Origin of the sequence: Candidatus Didemnitutus sp. (assembly GCA_019634575.1) — a bacterium.
Taxonomy (GTDB): domain Bacteria; phylum Verrucomicrobiota; class Verrucomicrobiia; order Opitutales; family Opitutaceae; genus Didemnitutus.
Genome location: JAHCAY010000002.1, coordinates 166,145 through 182,646 on the forward strand (window position 1 = coordinate 166,145; position 16,502 = coordinate 182,646).

Sequence of the window (16,502 nt, forward strand, 5' to 3'; positions counted from 1 at the left end):
CGAAAAACCCACGGCGCGGAACGGAGTCCGCGCCCTACCCGCGCACCGCCGCCCGCGCGCGCCGAAAAACCCCGCGCGGCTCCGGCCACGTCTCGCGCCGCCCATACCGCAGACGCTCCAAGTCAGCCACCACAGCCCCGATCGCCGCGTCCACCGTCCTCGGTCCTCCGTCTTCCATCTTCCGTCCTCTGATCCGCGCCAACGCCCGCCCCGCCTCGCGCCGCACCGGATCGAGCGCCCGCGGATCGCGCCATAACTGCCAACGATCGCGCGACCACGCCGCCGCTCGCACAACCCCGATCGCGAGCAACACCGCAGCGCTCGCACCCGCCAACCCGCGCCCCACACGCTGCCAGTCCCAAGGTCCCGCGAACCACGCCTTCAGCCGCTTCGCCCACTCCTCCAGCCGCGCGCGCAACACATCGCCCGTGCTCGTCGTGGCGCTCTTCACGCTGTCCATCAACTCGACCTGCTGCCGCGCGTCGAAGCTCACCACGCGCCGATACCACAGCACTCGCAAGCTATCGAACCGCGCCGTCCAGCTGCTGTCCCGCGCCCGCTCCGTCGCCTGCGCCGCCTGAGTCGCGACCTCCCCGACCACGCCGCCCGGCGTCGGATCGACCCGCACCCAAGCGTCGCGACCATTGAACACCTCGACCCACGCATGCGCGTCCGAGTTGCGCACCATCAGGTAATCCTCGAAGCCGTTCAACGCGCCGCCGTGGAAACCCGCCACCACCCGCGCCGGATGTCCCGCCGCGCGACACAGCACGGTCAACGCCGCCGCGAAGTGCTCGCAAAACCCCGCCTCGCGCGAATCCAGCCAGCGCACGATGTCGTCGCCGCCGCCGCGGGGGATTCGCACCGCCCGCGCATACGCGTGCCGCTCGCGCAGCCACGCCGTCGCCCGCTCCGCGAATTGCTCCGGCGGCAACGCCGCTCCGCCCGCCACTTCACCGATGACGCGCCGCAGCACCGCCGCATTCTCCGCGCCAGCCGGGCCCGCGAGCATCGTGCGCGCATCGTAGCGCCGCTCGCGCCGCATCGCCTCATCGCCCTGCACCCAGCCGTTCAACAGCGCCGCAAAGCCCGCATCGCGCACCACCGGCGCCAGCGCGATGCCATCGATCTGGAACGCCGTCATCGCCAGCGGATCGTTTTGCAGGGCCACCAACCGGTTCTGCGCGCTCACCTGCACCGCCGCCTGATCGCGCAACCGCAACATCGCGAACGCCCCCGGCAACGGCAGGTAGCGGCTCACTCCCGGCTCGAGATAAACCGTCCACATGCCCGACTGCATCTGCCCCGACGTCCACGCACCGCCGCCGCGCACAATGCGCGTGAAACTCTGGTTCGCCCGCAGGTGCGCCTTCATCCAGCTCGAGACGCGGAACCCCTCCGGCGTGTATTCATCGAGCGTCACGAGCCGCCAATAAAGATCGGCCGCCGGCTTCGGTCCCGCCGGCAGATCCACGCGCAGCGCCACGCTGTTGTCCTGCACCAGCTCGCTCACTTCGCCGAACCGCACACTCTCCGAAAATCCCGTGCGACTCTTCCGCGTGATGTATTTATCGAGGAAGAAACTGCTCCCGATCTCGAAGCGCGGGATGAGCAGGAACAACACCGCCGACATCGCCACGACCCCGGCGAACAGCGCACCGCCGAACCCGAGCAGCCGCCAGTCCGCCACCGCCCGCAGCCGCGCCGCGAACGGCCGCCAGCCGCCGCGCGCCCACGCCGGCACCTCGCGCATCTCCTCCGGCCGCATCACCCGCGGCCCCGTGTCCACCATGTCGATCAGCGTGACGACGAACAAAAATCCCAACGCGCACGCCGTGAACAACAGCAGCAGGAACGCGAACTCCAGCGCCACCGTCAGCACGCCGCCCACCACCACGAGGAACAGCCCGAGCACGATCAGCTGCAAATCCTCGCGCTTCCGCCGATACGCCACCGCGCGATACAGCACCAACAGCACCGCCAGCCGGATCAGCACCGGCAGCGTCTCCGCGCTGAAATAGAAATCCGCCGCCACGCCCGCGATGATCGCCGGCACCGCCAGCCGCCACACCAGCGCCGGCACGCGCGCCGGCAACTGCGGCCAGACCACCGCCGCCGCGATCACGACGCTCTCGATCGCCACGAGCCCCAGCGCCTCCACATCGAGGAAGAACACCGTCCATAACGAGACGAGCGCGAGCACCCCGCCGAGCAGCCACTTGAGCCGCCGCAACTCATCGAGCGTCAACTGCGGACGCGCGCTCATCGCATGCCTCCAACGGTGGCGCTCCGGAAAATGGCCCCCAAAAGGCTGCCTCCTGTCATTCTGGGCCACGCTAAGATCGTGCTGCCTAAAGGTGGTCGCCGGCGTCCTCGACGGCGACAGATCGCAGCGCACGCCTCGTCGCCGCCGGGGACGGCGGCGACCACCTCAGAGCTCGTTGTGTGGGCGGCCATCTCTGCTGCGGGATACTCTTGATTCGCGATCACGGGCTAAGCCGAAGCCGTGGGCACGTCATCGACATAGGCCGTGACCCCGCGCGCTCCTTCCGGCGCGAACGTGATGAGATTGCGCGCCGCCTTGCCATGTCGGACGGTGTCTCCCGAACCCGCCGTCGTGCGCGCATCCGGCGACGATCGCGGCGGGGTCGGAATATCCCGCCCGACCACCTCCACCGTCGCCAGCAAGTCCAGCACCGCCTCCACGTCGCGCACGCGCCGCGTCTCGATCCACCGGTCGTTCACGCTCACGCCGCGCAACCGCCCCTCCGCGAACAAGTCCTCCGCGAGGGTCGCGGCAAAGCTGCACAACACCTCGAACTGCTCCGGCCGCGTCCAGATTTCCGCGGGCGTCTCCACGCTCAACGCAAACCCGTCCAAGCTCTCCGCCGCGAACTGGCGCACCATGAGCTTTCCCAATCGCGCCGAGGCCTTCCAGTGCACGAGCCGGTGCGAATCGCCCGCCTGATAACGCCGCAACGCCAGCAAATCCTCGCCGGTGCCAGCGCGCGCCGTCCGCCGCCCGGAGTGGCCGCCGCTCGCGCCTGCCGCCGCCCGCCATTGGTAATCCACCTGCGCCGGCCAGACCACGACCGTCTGCCGCAGCCCAGCACCCACGCTCTTGCGCAGGAATCCGAACGGGAAAAACGACCCCACCGCCTCGAGCGCCAGCACGTGCTCGCCGCGCTTCTCGGGTTTATGCACCCAGTCGAGCACGATCTCGCCGTGCGGCTCGATCCGCTCGCGCAGGAATACCCGTCCGCGCGTCACGGCCTTCTCCGCCGCCGCGAGCACCGCGCGGACTTTCTCCTTCGCCAGATCGGGCACGGGATCGGAATCCTTCGCCCGCGGATGCGTGGCGAGGTCGAACCACAGGCCGTAGGTCGGCAGCCGCCGCTTCGTGTTGCGCACCTCGATCGTCACCATCGTCTCGTGGCCGGCCCGCCACGCATTGAGCGGCCGCACGCGCCAGCACACGCCCATGAAATTGAACCACGACATCAGCCCGCTCAGTAGCAGGCACGCGCACAGCAGCGAAAGCGTGATGAACAGGATGTTGCTCGCCGTGTTGTAGGCCGCCGTGCCGATACCCATCGCCAGACCGATGAGAAAAACGCCCGGCACCGTCACGCCGATGCGATGGCGCTTCGGCGGAAAAACCAGCGACCACACCAGCGCCTGCCAGCTGAACACGCGCCGCGTCCGCTCCTTGGCCCCGGGCCCCTGCCAGTCGACCGCGGTCAAAATCTTGCTGGCCGCTTCACCGTTCATGTTGCGTGCACTGTGGTTCCTTGGAGGGCGCGGCTACTGCCGCGCCGCGAACGCGGCGAAAGCTTCGTGGATTCCGCGGCGCGGCCGTAGCTGCGCCCTCCACGAAGCCGACGAAACTTTGCCGCCGCGCTCACTCCGGCAACGCAATCGCGCCCACGATGCGGCGCAACGCCGCCAGCACCGTGCGCCGTTCCTCGAGCGCATCGGAAGTTTGCCGCGCCAGCCCGAGGCGATGCGCCAACACCGGCCCGGCCATCTCCTGCACGTCGGCGGGAATCACGAAATCCCGTCCGAGGAGCAGCGCCCGCGCCTGCGCCGCCACGCGCAAGGCGAGCCCGCCGCGCACGCTGATGCCGGCCTTGAACTCGCTCTCGGTGCGCGTCGCCGTGACGATCTTCAGCAGGTATTCGAGCACGCTGTCCTCGACGAACACCTGCGCCACGAGCTTCTGTAGGCGCTGCACGTCGGCGCGCGTGGCGACGGCGTTCAAGGCGATGGCGTCGTAGCTCGTCTTGGCCGCGCGCAAGATCTCCAGTTCGTCGCCCGGCTGCGGATAGCCCATGTGCAGCCGCATGAGAAAGCGGTCCATCTGGCTCTCCGGCAGCGGAAACGTGCCCTCGTAATCCACCGGGTTCTGCGTCGCCACGACCATGAAGGGCGCGCCGACATCGTGCGCCGCACCGTCGACCGTCACCTTGGCGCGGTCCATCACTTCGAGCAACGCGCTCTGCGTCTTCGGCGTCGCGCGGTTGATCTCGTCGGCCAGCACGATGTTCGCGAACACCGGGCCCGGCTTGAACACGAACTCCCGCGTCGTCTCGTCGTAGATCGCCACGCCCGTCACATCGCTCGGCAACAGGTCGCTGGTGAACTGCACGCGGGAGAACGTCGCATCGATCGACCGCGCCAGCGAGTAGGCCAGCGTCGTCTTGCCCACGCCGGGCAGGTCCTCGATCAGCAGATGCCCGCCGGCGAGCAGACAGACGAGCGTCTGGTCGACGACCTCGTCCTTGCCGCGGATCGTCTCGCGCATGTTGTTTTTCAGACGGACGAGCAGATCGCGAGCGGACGCGACCTCGGCGGCGGGAGCAAAGTCACTCATGGGCGGCACGCTAATGCTACGCGCCAGTCTCGCAAACGGTTTCCCGGTGAAAGGACTGTGATTTCGCGTGGCCAAGCGCCTCGCTTCCCGCCAACAACTCCCGCGCGCCATGGCCGCCTTCGAACTCGCCCTTCTGCTGATCCTGCTCCTGGCCGCGCTCAGCGTCGTCGCGCGCCGCCTGCCGTGGCCGCAACCGATCACCTTCGCCCTCGGCGGCACGCTGGCCGCGCTCCTGCCGCATTTCCCGCGCGTCACGCTCGACCCGGGTTTTTTCTTCCTCTGCTTCGTGCCGCCGCTGCTGTTTTCCGACGGCTGGCTGATGCCGCTGCGCGACTTCCTCGCGGCCAAGCGCCCCATTCTCATGCTCGCCACCGGCCTCGTCGTGCTCACGACGCTCGTCGTCGGCTTCGTGGCGTGGTGGCTCATCCCGGGCCTGCCGCTCGCCATGGGTTTCGCGCTCGGGGCAGTCGTTTCCCCGACCGACGCCGTCGCGGTGAGCGCCATCACGCACCGGCTCAAGGTGCCGCCGCGCTTCACCACCGTGCTCAACGGCGAGAGCCTCATGAACGACGCGACCGGCCTCGTGGCGTTCAAGTTCGCGCTCGCCGCCGTGTTCGCGGGGACATTCTCGCTGCGCGCGGCGGCCCTGGATTTTCTCTGGGTCGCCGTCGCGGGACTCACCGTCGGCTTCGGCATCGCGTGGGGCGTCGGCCGCGTGCGCGATTTCCTGCTGCGCGTCGAGCGGTCGGACGAATTCATCGAGATCACGCTCTCGCTGCTCACGCCCTACGCCGCCTATCTCGCCGCGGAACACCTGCATCTCTCCGGCATCCTGGCCGTGGTCGCCGCCGGACTCTACTCCGGCTGGCGCGACCCGCTCCGCATGAGCGTGCGTGCGCGGCAGACGACCTGGACCGTGTGGTCGGTCGTGCTGTTCTGGCTGAACGGCCTCGCGTTCATCCTGCTCGGCCTGCAATTCCCCGCGCTGCTCGCCGCCGTCGCGCAGCACTACACGGCCGGACAACTCGCCCTTTTCACCGGCGCGGTCTCGCTCGCCGCCATCCTCGCGCGCCTCGCATGGATCTTCCCCGGTGCCTACCTGCCGTTCCTGCTCTCGCCGCGCGTGCGCCGCACGGAGGAACCGCCGTCGTGGCAGATGGTGCTGGCCGCCGGCTGGGCCGGCATGCGCGGCAGCGTCACGCTCGCCGCCGCGCTCTCGATCCCGTTGCTCCAGGAAAACGGCACGCCGCTCCCCGGTCGCGACATCGTGATCTTCCTCTCGCTCGGCGTCATCTTCACGACGCTCCTGCTCCACGGCACGACCCTCGAATATCTCATCTGCAAACTCCGCCTGCCCGCCGACGACACGCGCGTCCGCGAAGACCGCATCGCCCGCATCCGCGCCGTCGAGCACGGCCTCGCCTCTTTGCGCGAACTCGCGAAATCCCCGTCCTCCGCCGAGGAAACCGCCGCGCTCGGCATCGTCATCGCCGAATACGAGCATCGCCTCGCCGAGCTCACCGCGCAGGGCGAGACGCAGGCCGCCGCGCAAGCCCGCCGCCAATCCGGCCGCCAACACCGCCTGCACGCACTCCGTGCCGAGCGACGCGCCCTCGCGGAATTGCTCCGGCAAAACGTCATCACCGCCGACACGCACCGCCCGCTCCAGCAGCTCCTCGACCACGAGGAAGCCATGCTCGCCGGCCTCGCCGAACACGTGGAAAGCTGAAGGCGGACTCATGCCGGTGAGCGCGCGTCTCGACTCTAGCTCTACTCCGTTACGTAAATGCGCTTGCCAGGTAGCCCGCGACCTCCGGGCGCGGGTGTGTTGGACCCGTCCTCGGAGAGGCCGGGCTACCTCGCGTTTTCCGCGCGAAAAGAGAGACCAAACGGAGCAGTGCTGGCGATCCGCACTGGAAGGTGGTCGTCGCCGTTCCTGGCAACGACTGGCGTCGGCCGGGACGCCGCCGTCCACCTATTGCATGAGCCCGGCTGAGGCGTCGCGCTGCACTCAGTCTTCGCGCAAGGTCACAGAATCGGCGTGAGCGGCGCGCCGACGGCCTTGAGGACGCGCGTGAAAATCTCCTTCTGACTCAGCCATCCATCCGTGCCGGGAAACGCGCCGACATCGCGAAAGCTGCGGTGGAAATCCACATGCCCCGGCGGCACTTCCACCGCGCCCGGCCGCAGTTCGAAATTCGCCGTGTTCTGCAGCGGCCATAAATCCACCGGGCCGATCGCCAGCACGCCGCCGATGAGCCCGTTCACCTTGTCCAACCCGAGCGGGATCTCGCGCCGCGCCACCACCCAGCTGTTCTCCGCCCGCAAATCGCGGTCGATTTCCGTCCGCAACGCGCGCGCGAACTCCGCATCCTCGATCAACAGGCCCGCCTCGGTGTTGAGCCGCTCGGAGCGCGGGTCGAGGTTGTAGGAACCGACGAACGCCACCGCATCGTCCACCACGAGCGACTTCGCATGCACGCACAGGAACGGGGCGCGCTTCTGCTCCCCGCGCGCCAGCCGCGCCGCCGCCCGCGCCTCGACGTCGTCCGCGTGCCGCAGGATCTCCGGCCACGCCGCCGGCCGCGGCTTCGCCTCGTGCACCTCGAGGCCGAGTTGCGCGATGTAGGTGCCGCGCAGCCGGTAGTTCGCGGAATACGCCATGAGATTGTCCGTCGACGCGAGACTGTTGGTCGAGATGCGCACGCGCAGCGCCGGATGCCGCTCGCGCATCTCCGCGACCGCGTCCCGCGCCGCCGGACTGAGCACGAGATACGGCGTCTGCATCACGATGCTCTCGTGCGCGCGCTCGATCGTGCGCCGCAGCTCGCGGGTGATGCGCGCCGTGGGTGCGAACCACCCGCGCATCTTGCCCGGCTCGTCGGCGACGAACGTCACGCGTTGCACCGGCCGCATCCGCGCGGCGAAGCGTTCGCGCATCGCCACTGCGTCGTCCGCCTCGCGTTGGAGTTCGCCGAACAACCCGCCGAAATCCCACTCCTCGCGCCGGTCGTAGCGCGGGAATTTTCCCCGCGCGATCTGCGCCGCCACGTCCCGCAACGCCTGGCTCGGCACGGCGTGGCGGTAGGCCCAGAATTCCTCGAACGACGCCCGCGCCGCCGCCACCACCGGTCCGGTCGCGAGCACGTCGCGATCGCGGAAGTTCAGCTCGGTCGAGTGGTCGAAGTAGGTGTTCTCGACGTTGCGGCCGCCGGTGACGAGCGCCGCGCCGTCGACGATCATCACCTTGTTGTGCATCCGCTGGTTCGTGCTGCGGAACGCCAGCGCGCCCGCCGCGAGCTTTTGCCAGAACGCCGGATCGATGCGCGAGAACGCCGGGCGGTAGTGCTTGATCTGGAGGTTCGGATGGACCGTCGCGAGAAACGCGATCGTCGCCGGGTCCTTCTCGGAAAACATCTGGTCGACCAGCAGGCGCACGCGCACGCCGCGCCGCGCGGCCTCGATCAGTTCCCACAGCAGGAGCCGCCCGCACTCGTCGTTGGTCCAGATGAACGTCTGCATCTCGACCGACTCGCGTGCCGCGCGGATCAAGTGAAGGCGCAGCAGCAGCGCGTCGTAGCCGCTTTCGATCCGCAGCAACCGGTTTTCCGCCGCCACCGCGGGCTCTGCCAGCGGCGAATCGCCCAGCTGGCCGGCCGCGGCCAGCGCCACCGCGCCGGCGAGCACGGCGCACAGCGCCAGCCCGAACCGTGACCACGCCCGCGCGCGCCTCGCTTCACGCATCATGCGGCGACTTCACTTCACCCCCGCGATGCCCGCAATCTTCTTCGCCAGCGCCACGTCCTTCGCCGTGATCTTGTTGCCGGCGTCGTGGGTGTTCAGGCGGATCGCGACGCGATGGTAGACGTTGGTCCACTCGGGATGGTGGTCGGCCGCCTCGGCCTCGAAGCCCACGCGCACCATGAAGCTCATCGCCTCGCGAAAGTTGCCGAATTGAAACGTGCGCGCGAGCGCGTCGCGTTCGCAGGTCCAGCCGGGCAACTCCCGGAGCGCGGCGTCGATTTCGTTTTGCGTCAGCGGAGTCGTGGCCATGCGCGCAACGCAAGCACGGCCTTCGGCCTTGTCAAACGCGCGGACCGAACGCTGAATCCTCGCTTCGATGAGCACCTCCCGCCCGGCCCAAGTCCCGCAACACGTCGCCATCATCATGGATGGTAACGGACGCTGGGCGAAACAGCGCGGGATGCCGCGTCTCGAGGGCCACCGCCGCGGCGTCGAGACCGTCCGCACCGTCGTCGACACCGCGCGCGAACTCGGCATCCGCTACCTCACCCTCTACGCGTTCTCCGCCGAGAACTGGAAGCGTCCCGGCGAGGAAGTGTCCGGCCTGATGGGCCTCCTCGATTTCTTCCTGAAGCGGGAACTCAACAACCTCATCAAGGAAAAGGTCCGCCTCCGCACCATCGGCCGCATCGAGGCGCTGCCCGAGAACGTCCGCCGCGAACTCGAACGCGTGAAGGAGGCGACGAAGCACTTCACGGACTGGAACCTCATCCTCGCGCTCAATTACGGCGCGCAAACCGAGGCCGCCGACGCCGCGCGCGCCTACGGCGAAGCCGTCCGCGCCGGCACTGAAAATCCCGCCGAAGCGACGTGGGAAAAATTCAGCCGCTACCTCTACACCGCCGACCTGCCCGAGCCGGATTTGCTCATCCGCACCTCCGGCGAGCTGCGCCTGAGCAATTTCCTGATGCTGCAGCTGGCCTACGCCGAACTGATCTTCACCCCGACGCTGTGGCCGGATTTCGGTCGCGCCGACCTGATCGCCGCCGTCGAGGAATTCAACCGTCGCGAACGCCGCTACGGCGCCACCACGGAGCAAATCAAGGCTGGCCCCGCCTGATTGGGGCCGACTTACTCCGCCCGTGTTTTCGCGCATTTTCAGCACCCTTCTGCTCTGGGGCATCATCCTCGGCAGCCTGTGGTTCTTCGGTCCGCACGCGGCCGTCGCCATCCTCACGATCCTCGCCGCGCTGACGCTGCACGAGTTCTACCAACTCGCAGAAAAGATGGGCTTCCGGCCGTTCCGCTGGATCAGCCTAGCCTTCTCCGTGGCGATCACCGCCGGGCCGTTCTACGTCACGGAATACTTCTTCCAAGGCGACGAGCCGCCCAGCTTTGCGCCGACGCTGCTCGCGCTGGCCATCGTGGTCTTCTGCGTGCGCGTGCTGTTCGAACGCGAACATCAGGCGCGCGTCGAGTCGCTCATCGCGACCATCGTCGGCCTGCTTTACGTGCCGTTCCTGCTGCACTTCCTCGTGCGGCTGATGCTCCTCTACTCCGAGCCGAACATCGGGCTCGTCGCCTGCCTGTGGGTCGTCGCCGTTTCGAAGTTCTGCGACGTCGGCGCGCTGCTCACCGGCATGGCCTTCGGCAAACACAAGATGGCTCCCAACATCAGCCCGAAGAAGACCTGGGAAGGCGCGATCGGCGGCGTGGCCACCTCGGCCGGCCTCGGCGCGCTGATTGCCTGGCTCGTGCCCGACTACCTGCCCGAGTCCCTCACGCCCGCCATCGCCGCCGCCGTCGGCGTGCCGATCGCGCTGGTCACGATCGTCTCGGACCTCATCGAATCCGCCATGAAACGCCGTGCCGACATCAAGGATTCCGGACGCATGATCCCGGGCATCGGCGGCGCCTTCGACCTCACCGACTCGCTGATTCTCACCGCGCCGGTCGCCTACGTGATCTTCCTGTTCCTCGCCTGAGGGAACGGCCGCGCGACACGCAACGCAGGTGGCCCGCGACCTCCGGGCGGGGGATGCGTCCTGTGGGAGCGAGCTTGCTCGCGACACACCCGCCGCCAGTCGCGAGCAAGCTCGCTCCCACAATCCTCCCCGCCAACGCTTGCCACACGGCGGCGCCGCGGCCGCTTCCCGGCTTCGCCCGCCCCCTCCTCCGATTTTTGCTGTCCCCGTGCCGCGCCGGCCTTCATAAACGCCGCTCGCACCCTTGGCCACCTCCGCTCCCAAACGTCGCATCGTCCTCCTCGGCGCCACTGGCTCCATCGGCGAAAACACGCTCAAAGTCATCGCCGCCCACCGCGACCGCCTCGAACTCGTCGGCATCGCCGCCCACGGTCGGCACACCCGCCTCGCGGAGATCGCGCGCGAATTCGGCGTCCGCCACGTCGCACTCTACGATGAGCGGGCGTTCAGCGCCGCGAAAAACTCCGGCGCTTTCCCCACCGGCACGCGCTTCTACGGCGGCCTCGCCGGCTTGACCGAACTCGCGACGATGCACGCGGCCGACACCGTCCTCGTCGCGGTCGTCGGCACCGCCGGCCTGCAACCCGCCCTGGCCGCCATCGCCGCCAAGAAAACCATCGCCCTCGCCTCGAAGGAACTGCTGGTGATGGCCGGCAAGTTCGTCCTGGCCGCCGCGCACCAACACGGCGTCCGCCTCCTGCCCGTCGACAGCGAGCACAACGCCGTTTTCCAGTGCCTCGAAGGTCACCGCGCCAGCGACGTGAACCGCATCGTGCTCACGGCCTCCGGCGGCGCGTTTCGCGACTGGCCGCTCGAACGCCTCGCCACCGCCACCCCCGCCGACGCGCTGAAGCATCCGAATTGGGCGATGGGCCCCAAGATCACGGTCGACTCCGCCACCCTGGCCAACAAGGGCCTCGAACTGATCGAGGCGCAGTGGCTCTTCGACCTCCGCGCCGAGCAGTGCCAGGCCGTGCTGCACACGCAGAGCATCGTCCATTGCCTCGTCGAGTTTTCGGACGGCTCGATGCTCACGCAGCTCTGCCCGCCGTCGATGACGTTCCCGATCCAGCACGCGTTGCTCCACCCGCACCGCGCGCCGAGCGCGACCGTCAGCGCCCTGAGCTTGGACAAGGTGTTCAGCCTCGATTTTCGCCCGGTCGAAGCGGCCCGTTTCCCGATGCTCGGCCTCGCGCAGGCCGCGATGGCCACCGGCGGCACCGCGCCGGCGATCTACAACGCCGCCAACGAAGTCGCCGTCGCGGAGTTTCTCGCCGGCCGTGCGCCGTTCCTTGCGATTTCGCGCACCGTGGAACAGGTTCTGGCCCGCGTGAAATCCGCCGAACCCACCGCGCTCGACGATGTCTTTGCCGCCGACGCGGAAGCCCGCCGCGTCGCGGCCGAAATTCTGCCGCGCCCCTAACCTTTCACTCCCAGCCGGCACAATCCATTTGAACCACAGATAAACACAGATTCACACAGATGAGTTCGGCCAAACACCAAACGTGAATCCACACCGCTTCCTCGCCCCCCAACTTCTGCCTGCCGTATCTGTGTTCATTTGTGTTCATCTGTGGTTTTCACCCGTCTCGTTTCAGCATCTCCGCCCCAGCTAAATGGAACTCTTTTCCTCCGTCCTCGGCACCGTCTGGTCGATCTTCCTGATCGTCCTCTTTTTCGGTGGCTCGATCTTCGTCCATGAACTCGGCCACTTCCTCGCCGCGCGCCGCCGCGGCGTGAAGGTCGAGCGTTTTTCAATCGGCTTCGGTCCGAAAATCTTCGGGTGGACCGGCAAGGACGGCGTCGACTACCGCGTCTCCTGGCTGCCGCTCGGCGGCTACGTCGCGCTCCCGCAGCTCGCCGACATGGCCGAACTCGAGGGCGGCAGCACGGTCGACGTGAAATCGCTCCCGCCCGTCAGCTACTCGACCAAGGTGATCGTGTTCGTCGCCGGCGCGGTCTTTAACCTCATCTTCGCCTTCCTGCTCGCGACCGTCCTCTGGCAGATCGGCCGCCCGGCGCCCGAGAGCATCACGACAACGAAGATCGGCTACGTCGCCGCCACCATCAAAGTGGATGGACAAGACGTCCCCAGCCCCGCCGCCAAGGCCGGCCTGCGCGTGGGCGACGTCATTCGCAAGGTCGACGGACGCGAGGTGAACGACTGGCTGCAGTTCAAGAGCGCGCTCGTCCTCAGCACCAGCGTCAGCGCGTCCGGCGACCGCTCCGCCGTGCTCACCGTCGAGCGCGACGGCGCCACGCGCGATATCCCCGTCCAACCCGTGCGCGCCGGCGAGGATCGCTTCCGCCAAATCGGCGTCGCTGCCGCCTATTTGCCCGTCATCGACGCCGTCGAGCCCGGCTCCTCCGCCGCCAAGCTCGGTTTTCAGGCCGGCGACCGCTTTGTCGCGCTCAACGGCGTGCGCCTGCACAGCTTCGATCAGCTCTACGATCACCTCGCGAAAAACAAGACGCAGCCCACCGAGATCACGCTCGCGCGCACCGGCGGCGAGGCGCGGGTGACCGTGCCTCCGTTTGAGGACAAAAAACCGAACCCCTTCAACGGCCTGCAGCTGACCGTGCCCTACCAACTGCTCCACGACACGCCCTGGCACCAATTCTCCGACACGGTCGAAACGACCTTCCGCACCTTCTGGAGCCTGATCAGTCCGCGCGGCGACGTCAGCGCGTCGAACCTCTCCGGCCCCATCGGCATCGGCCGCGGTTTCTGGGACGCGGCGCAATCCGACTACCCGCTGCGCTTCGCCACGTGGTTCGCCATCCTGGTGAACATCAACCTCGCCATCTTCAACCTGCTCCCGATTCCCGTGCTCGACGGCGGCCACATCCTCTTCGCCACCATCGGCAAGCTCCGCGGCCGCCCGATTCCCTTCAACATCATCGCCAGCACCCAGAGCGTGTTCGTCGTCCTGCTGCTGGGCATGATGCTTTACGTGACCGTCTTCGGCGACATCCGCCGCATGGTGCGCGACTACCGCGCCGAGGCCGCCGCCAAAGAACAGGTCGAGCAACAGAAAAAAGCCGCCGAGCCGGCGAAGTAAGATCCGCGGATTCTTCCGAGAAGGATCGTAGCTCAGCGAAAGGTGGGCGCCGACGTCCCGGCGGCGCCAGGGATTTTCGCAGCGTGCACCGCGCCCAAGTCGCCGCCGAGACGTCGGCGACCAACTGCAACCGACGCAGTTGTCTTCCATCTTCCAGCCTTCGATTTCCCCGTCCTAAATCCTCTGCCCCAGACTTCAGTCCTCCGCCTTCAGTCCTCCGCCTTCTGTCCTCCGCCTTCTGTCCTCCCCGCCGCACCGGATGAGCGCGCCAGCCCGCTCGGGGCCAAAGTTGCTTAATAGGAACTTTGCCGTCTGCGGCACCGCGCCCTCCGTTCTTGCCACTTGTTGCGGGGGCGACTTGTTACTTCCCGTCGCCATGTCCTACTGCGCCTCCCGCTTCCACACGATCCGCCGCCGCACCGTCGAGGTGAAGGTCGGCTCCGTCGGCATCGGCGGCGCCCACCCGATCCGCGTCCAATCGATGACGACCAGCGACACGCAGGACATCGAGGCGACGGTGAAACAATCGATCGCGCTCGCCGAGGTCGGTTGCGAGATCGTGCGCGTGACCGCGCCGAACGTCCCCGCGGCGAAATGCCTCCGCGACATCCGCGCGCGCCTCAGCGCCGCCGGCTTCGGCGCCATCCCGCTCGTGGCCGACATCCATTTCCTGCCCAACGCCGCGATGGAAGCCGTCGAGCACGTGGAGAAAGTCCGCGTGAATCCCGGCAATTACGCCGACAAAAAGAAATTCGCGGTCAAGGAATACACCGACGCCGATTACGACGAGGAGCTGCAACGCATCCACGACGCGTTCTCCCCGCTCGTGCGGCGCTGCAAGGAACTCGGCCGCGCGCTGCGCATCGGCACCAACCACGGCTCGCTCTCCGATCGCATCATGAACCGCTACGGCGACACGCCGCTCGGCATGGTCGAGAGTGCACTCGAATTCGTCCGCATCTGCGAGGCCCACAGCTTTCACGACATCGTCCTCTCGATGAAGGCGAGCAACCCGAAGGTCATGATCCAGGCCTATCGTCTGCTCGTGGAAAAAATGGACCGCGCCCACCGCGCCTACCCGCTCCACCTCGGCGTCACCGAAGCCGGCGACGGCGAAGACGGCCGCATCAAGTCCGCCATCGGCATCGGCAGCCTGCTCCTCGACGGCCTCGGCGACACCATCCGCGTCTCGCTCACGGAGGACTCCGTCTACGAAATCCCCGTCGCCCGCGCCATCGCCGAGAAAGCCATGAGCCTGTGGAACAGCTGTGGGAGCGAGCTCGCTCGCGACTCTTCCTCCTCGTCGCGAGCAAGCTCGCTCCCGCAGGAAACCGACGCCGTCGACCCCTTCGCCTACGCGCGCCGCGACACTGCCCCGCTCGAACTCTCGCCCGCGTGCGTCGCCGGCGGTGAGCAACCGCCGCGCGTCATCGTCCACGCCGGCACAGTCGGCAAAGTCGCCGAGATCGCACGCCTGCTCTCCGACCCGAAGCTCAAGGACACCCCGGCTGAAGGCCTCGTCGTCCGCGCCGACACCCCGAGCGATCTCGCCGAGCTCGGCGATACCCTCAAGCGCACGCCGCTGCCCGTGCAATTCCTCGTCGTCGAAGCCGGTCCGCTGCTCATCGCGCAGGACTTCGCCGCCGTGCTCCCGCCCGACGGCGGCCGCGTCGTGCTCTGCCGGCGCTTCGGCGCGGACGACGCCGCCGATCTCGAGGCCTTCGCCGCCCTCGTGCGCGAGCGCGAGCATTTCCTCGCCGTCGACCTCGCCCCAGACGCCGAAGCAACGCTGCTCCCCACGGTGCGCCTGCTCGGCGACGCGCGCCTGATCTTCACCCGCAGCCACGTCGGCACGAACGCCGGCCACGCCACGGGCGCGTATCGCCGCCTGCGCGAATTCCTCCGCGCCGCCGGCTCCCGCGCGCCGGTGTGGATCCGCAACACCCACGCCACCGCGGTGCTCGACGAAAACACCTTCCTCTCGCGCCTGCTCGAAGCCTCCATCCTCACCGGCGGCTCGCTCTGCGACGGCCTCGGCGATCTCGTCAGCATCGAGACCGAGTCCGACGCCCCGCGCGCCACCAAGCTCGCCTACAACGTCCTCCAAGGCGCCGGCGCGCGCATCTCGAAGACCGAATTCGTCGCCTGCCCCAGCTGCGGCCGCACGCTCTTCGATCTCCAGACCACCACCCAGCGCATACGCGCGCAGACCGGCCACCTCAAGGGCGTGAAGATCGCCATCATGGGTTGCATCGTGAACGGCCCCGGCGAAATGGCCGACGCGGACTTCGGCTACGTCGGCGGCGCGCCCGGCAAGATCAACCTCTACGTCGGGAAAAACTGCGTCCAATACAACATCCCGCAGAGCGAAGCCGACGCGCGCCTCATCGCGCTCATCCGCGAGCACGGCAAGTGGGTCGACCCCGAGCCGCATCAACTCGCGCGCTGAACGCGACCGCTCTCCGGCCCGGCGCGCGAAAAATTTCGCGTGCCAGTCGCGCCAACTTCATGTGTCAAGCGCCGCGACCGCCGCCGGAATTAAGCCCGGCCTTTGCGCCATTTTTTTCGATTTCCGAGTGAGAATCCGTCCCCGCTCACGCGAAATTCTCGGCAACCCAAAAATGCCGAAAGTTATCCTCCCGGGCATGTGAACAAGTTGTCGGAAACATGGCCTTGAAACGCATTTTGTGATTCACGTTATCGTAGCTTTCTCCTTTAACGACCATCCGCTCGTTTCGTTCTTTGCGGTTCCCCCGACACTTTCAGTCTGTCACCTCGATTAGGACGCCCCCTAGACGCTGGCCATGATGCTTTTCCGCGGCCCCTTCCCCAAGCCTG

Annotated in this window: 11 protein-coding genes; 6 read left to right on the top strand and 5 right to left on the bottom strand. The window is 67.8% G+C overall.

Features of this window, described 5'->3' with window-relative positions; genetic code table 11:
* Nucleotides 1-34: 34 nt before the first annotated feature.
* The 3 genes from KF715_15775 to KF715_15785 form a co-directional block, all read right to left on the bottom strand.
* On the bottom strand, nucleotides 35-2,398 hold the full coding sequence (locus KF715_15775; GenBank protein ID MBX3738153.1) for a DUF3488 domain-containing protein: 2,364 nt from the start codon (nucleotides 2,396-2,398) through the stop codon (nucleotides 35-37).
* A 95-nt stretch (nucleotides 2,399-2,493) separates the two neighbouring features.
* Nucleotides 2,494-3,771: a DUF58 domain-containing protein gene (locus tag KF715_15780; GenBank protein ID MBX3738154.1), complete on the bottom strand. Its 1,278-nt coding sequence runs from the start codon at nucleotides 3,769-3,771 to the stop codon at nucleotides 2,494-2,496.
* A gap of 130 nt (nucleotides 3,772-3,901) precedes the next feature.
* A complete protein-coding gene (locus KF715_15785; protein ID MBX3738155.1) occupies nucleotides 3,902-4,873 on the bottom strand; it encodes a MoxR family ATPase in 972 nt (323 codons plus the stop codon).
* Between the two features lie 109 nt (nucleotides 4,874-4,982).
* On the opposite strand from KF715_15785, the gene KF715_15790 reads away from it, so the two are divergent.
* The gene (locus KF715_15790; protein MBX3738156.1) at nucleotides 4,983-6,602 is read left to right on the top strand and encodes a Na+/H+ antiporter; all 1,620 of its coding nucleotides are present in this window, start codon (nucleotides 4,983-4,985) and stop codon (nucleotides 6,600-6,602) included.
* Nucleotides 6,603-6,901: 299 nt separating this feature from the next.
* On the opposite strand, the gene KF715_15795 is transcribed toward KF715_15790, so the two are convergent.
* Both KF715_15795 and KF715_15800 read right to left on the bottom strand, forming a co-directional pair.
* Complete coding sequence (locus tag KF715_15795) at nucleotides 6,902-8,620, bottom strand: phospholipase D family protein (protein ID MBX3738157.1); 1,719 nt, start codon at nucleotides 8,618-8,620, stop codon at nucleotides 6,902-6,904.
* A 9-nt stretch (nucleotides 8,621-8,629) separates the two neighbouring features.
* Complete coding sequence (locus KF715_15800) at nucleotides 8,630-8,926, bottom strand: 4a-hydroxytetrahydrobiopterin dehydratase (GenBank protein MBX3738158.1); 297 nt, start codon at nucleotides 8,924-8,926, stop codon at nucleotides 8,630-8,632.
* Between the two features lie 67 nt (nucleotides 8,927-8,993).
* On the opposite strand from KF715_15800, the gene KF715_15805 reads away from it, so the two are divergent.
* The 5 genes from KF715_15805 (at nucleotide 8,994) to ispG (ending at nucleotide 16,113) form a co-directional block, all read left to right on the top strand.
* Nucleotides 8,994-9,737, top strand: coding sequence for an isoprenyl transferase (locus KF715_15805; protein MBX3738159.1), 744 nt, complete (start codon nucleotides 8,994-8,996; stop codon nucleotides 9,735-9,737).
* Nucleotides 9,738-9,759: 22 nt separating this feature from the next.
* On the top strand, nucleotides 9,760-10,602 hold the full coding sequence (locus tag KF715_15810) for a phosphatidate cytidylyltransferase (protein MBX3738160.1): 843 nt from the start codon (nucleotides 9,760-9,762) through the stop codon (nucleotides 10,600-10,602).
* A gap of 244 nt (nucleotides 10,603-10,846) precedes the next feature.
* Nucleotides 10,847-12,025 carry a 1-deoxy-D-xylulose-5-phosphate reductoisomerase gene (dxr, locus tag KF715_15815; GenBank protein ID MBX3738161.1) on the top strand — a complete coding sequence of 393 codons (1,179 nt, stop codon included), beginning with the start codon at nucleotides 10,847-10,849 and terminating at the stop codon, nucleotides 12,023-12,025.
* Nucleotides 12,026-12,218: 193 nt separating this feature from the next.
* On the top strand, nucleotides 12,219-13,664 hold the full coding sequence (rseP, locus tag KF715_15820; GenBank protein MBX3738162.1) for an RIP metalloprotease RseP: 1,446 nt from the start codon (nucleotides 12,219-12,221) through the stop codon (nucleotides 13,662-13,664).
* A gap of 376 nt (nucleotides 13,665-14,040) precedes the next feature.
* A complete protein-coding gene (ispG, locus tag KF715_15825) occupies nucleotides 14,041-16,113 on the top strand; it encodes a (E)-4-hydroxy-3-methylbut-2-enyl-diphosphate synthase (protein MBX3738163.1) in 2,073 nt (690 codons plus the stop codon).
* Nucleotides 16,114-16,502 lie beyond the last annotated feature (389 nt).

Excerpts from the sequence above, each read along its gene's own strand:
- KF715_15780 (MBX3738154.1), bottom strand. The coding sequence starts at position 3,771 with ATGAACGGTGAAGCGGCCAGCAAGATTTTGACCGCGGTCGACTGGCAG.
- KF715_15785 (MBX3738155.1), bottom strand. The coding sequence starts at position 4,873 with ATGAGTGACTTTGCTCCCGCCGCCGAGGTCGCGTCCGCTCGCGATCTG.
- KF715_15790 (MBX3738156.1), top strand. The coding sequence starts at position 4,983 with ATGGCCGCCTTCGAACTCGCCCTTCTGCTGATCCTGCTCCTGGCCGCG.
- KF715_15795 (MBX3738157.1), bottom strand. The coding sequence starts at position 8,620 with ATGATGCGTGAAGCGAGGCGCGCGCGGGCGTGGTCACGGTTCGGGCTG.
- KF715_15800 (MBX3738158.1), bottom strand. The coding sequence starts at position 8,926 with ATGGCCACGACTCCGCTGACGCAAAACGAAATCGACGCCGCGCTCCGG.
- KF715_15805 (MBX3738159.1), top strand. The coding sequence starts at position 8,994 with ATGAGCACCTCCCGCCCGGCCCAAGTCCCGCAACACGTCGCCATCATC.
- rseP (MBX3738162.1), top strand. The coding sequence starts at position 12,219 with ATGGAACTCTTTTCCTCCGTCCTCGGCACCGTCTGGTCGATCTTCCTG.
- ispG (MBX3738163.1), top strand. The coding sequence starts at position 14,041 with ATGTCCTACTGCGCCTCCCGCTTCCACACGATCCGCCGCCGCACCGTC.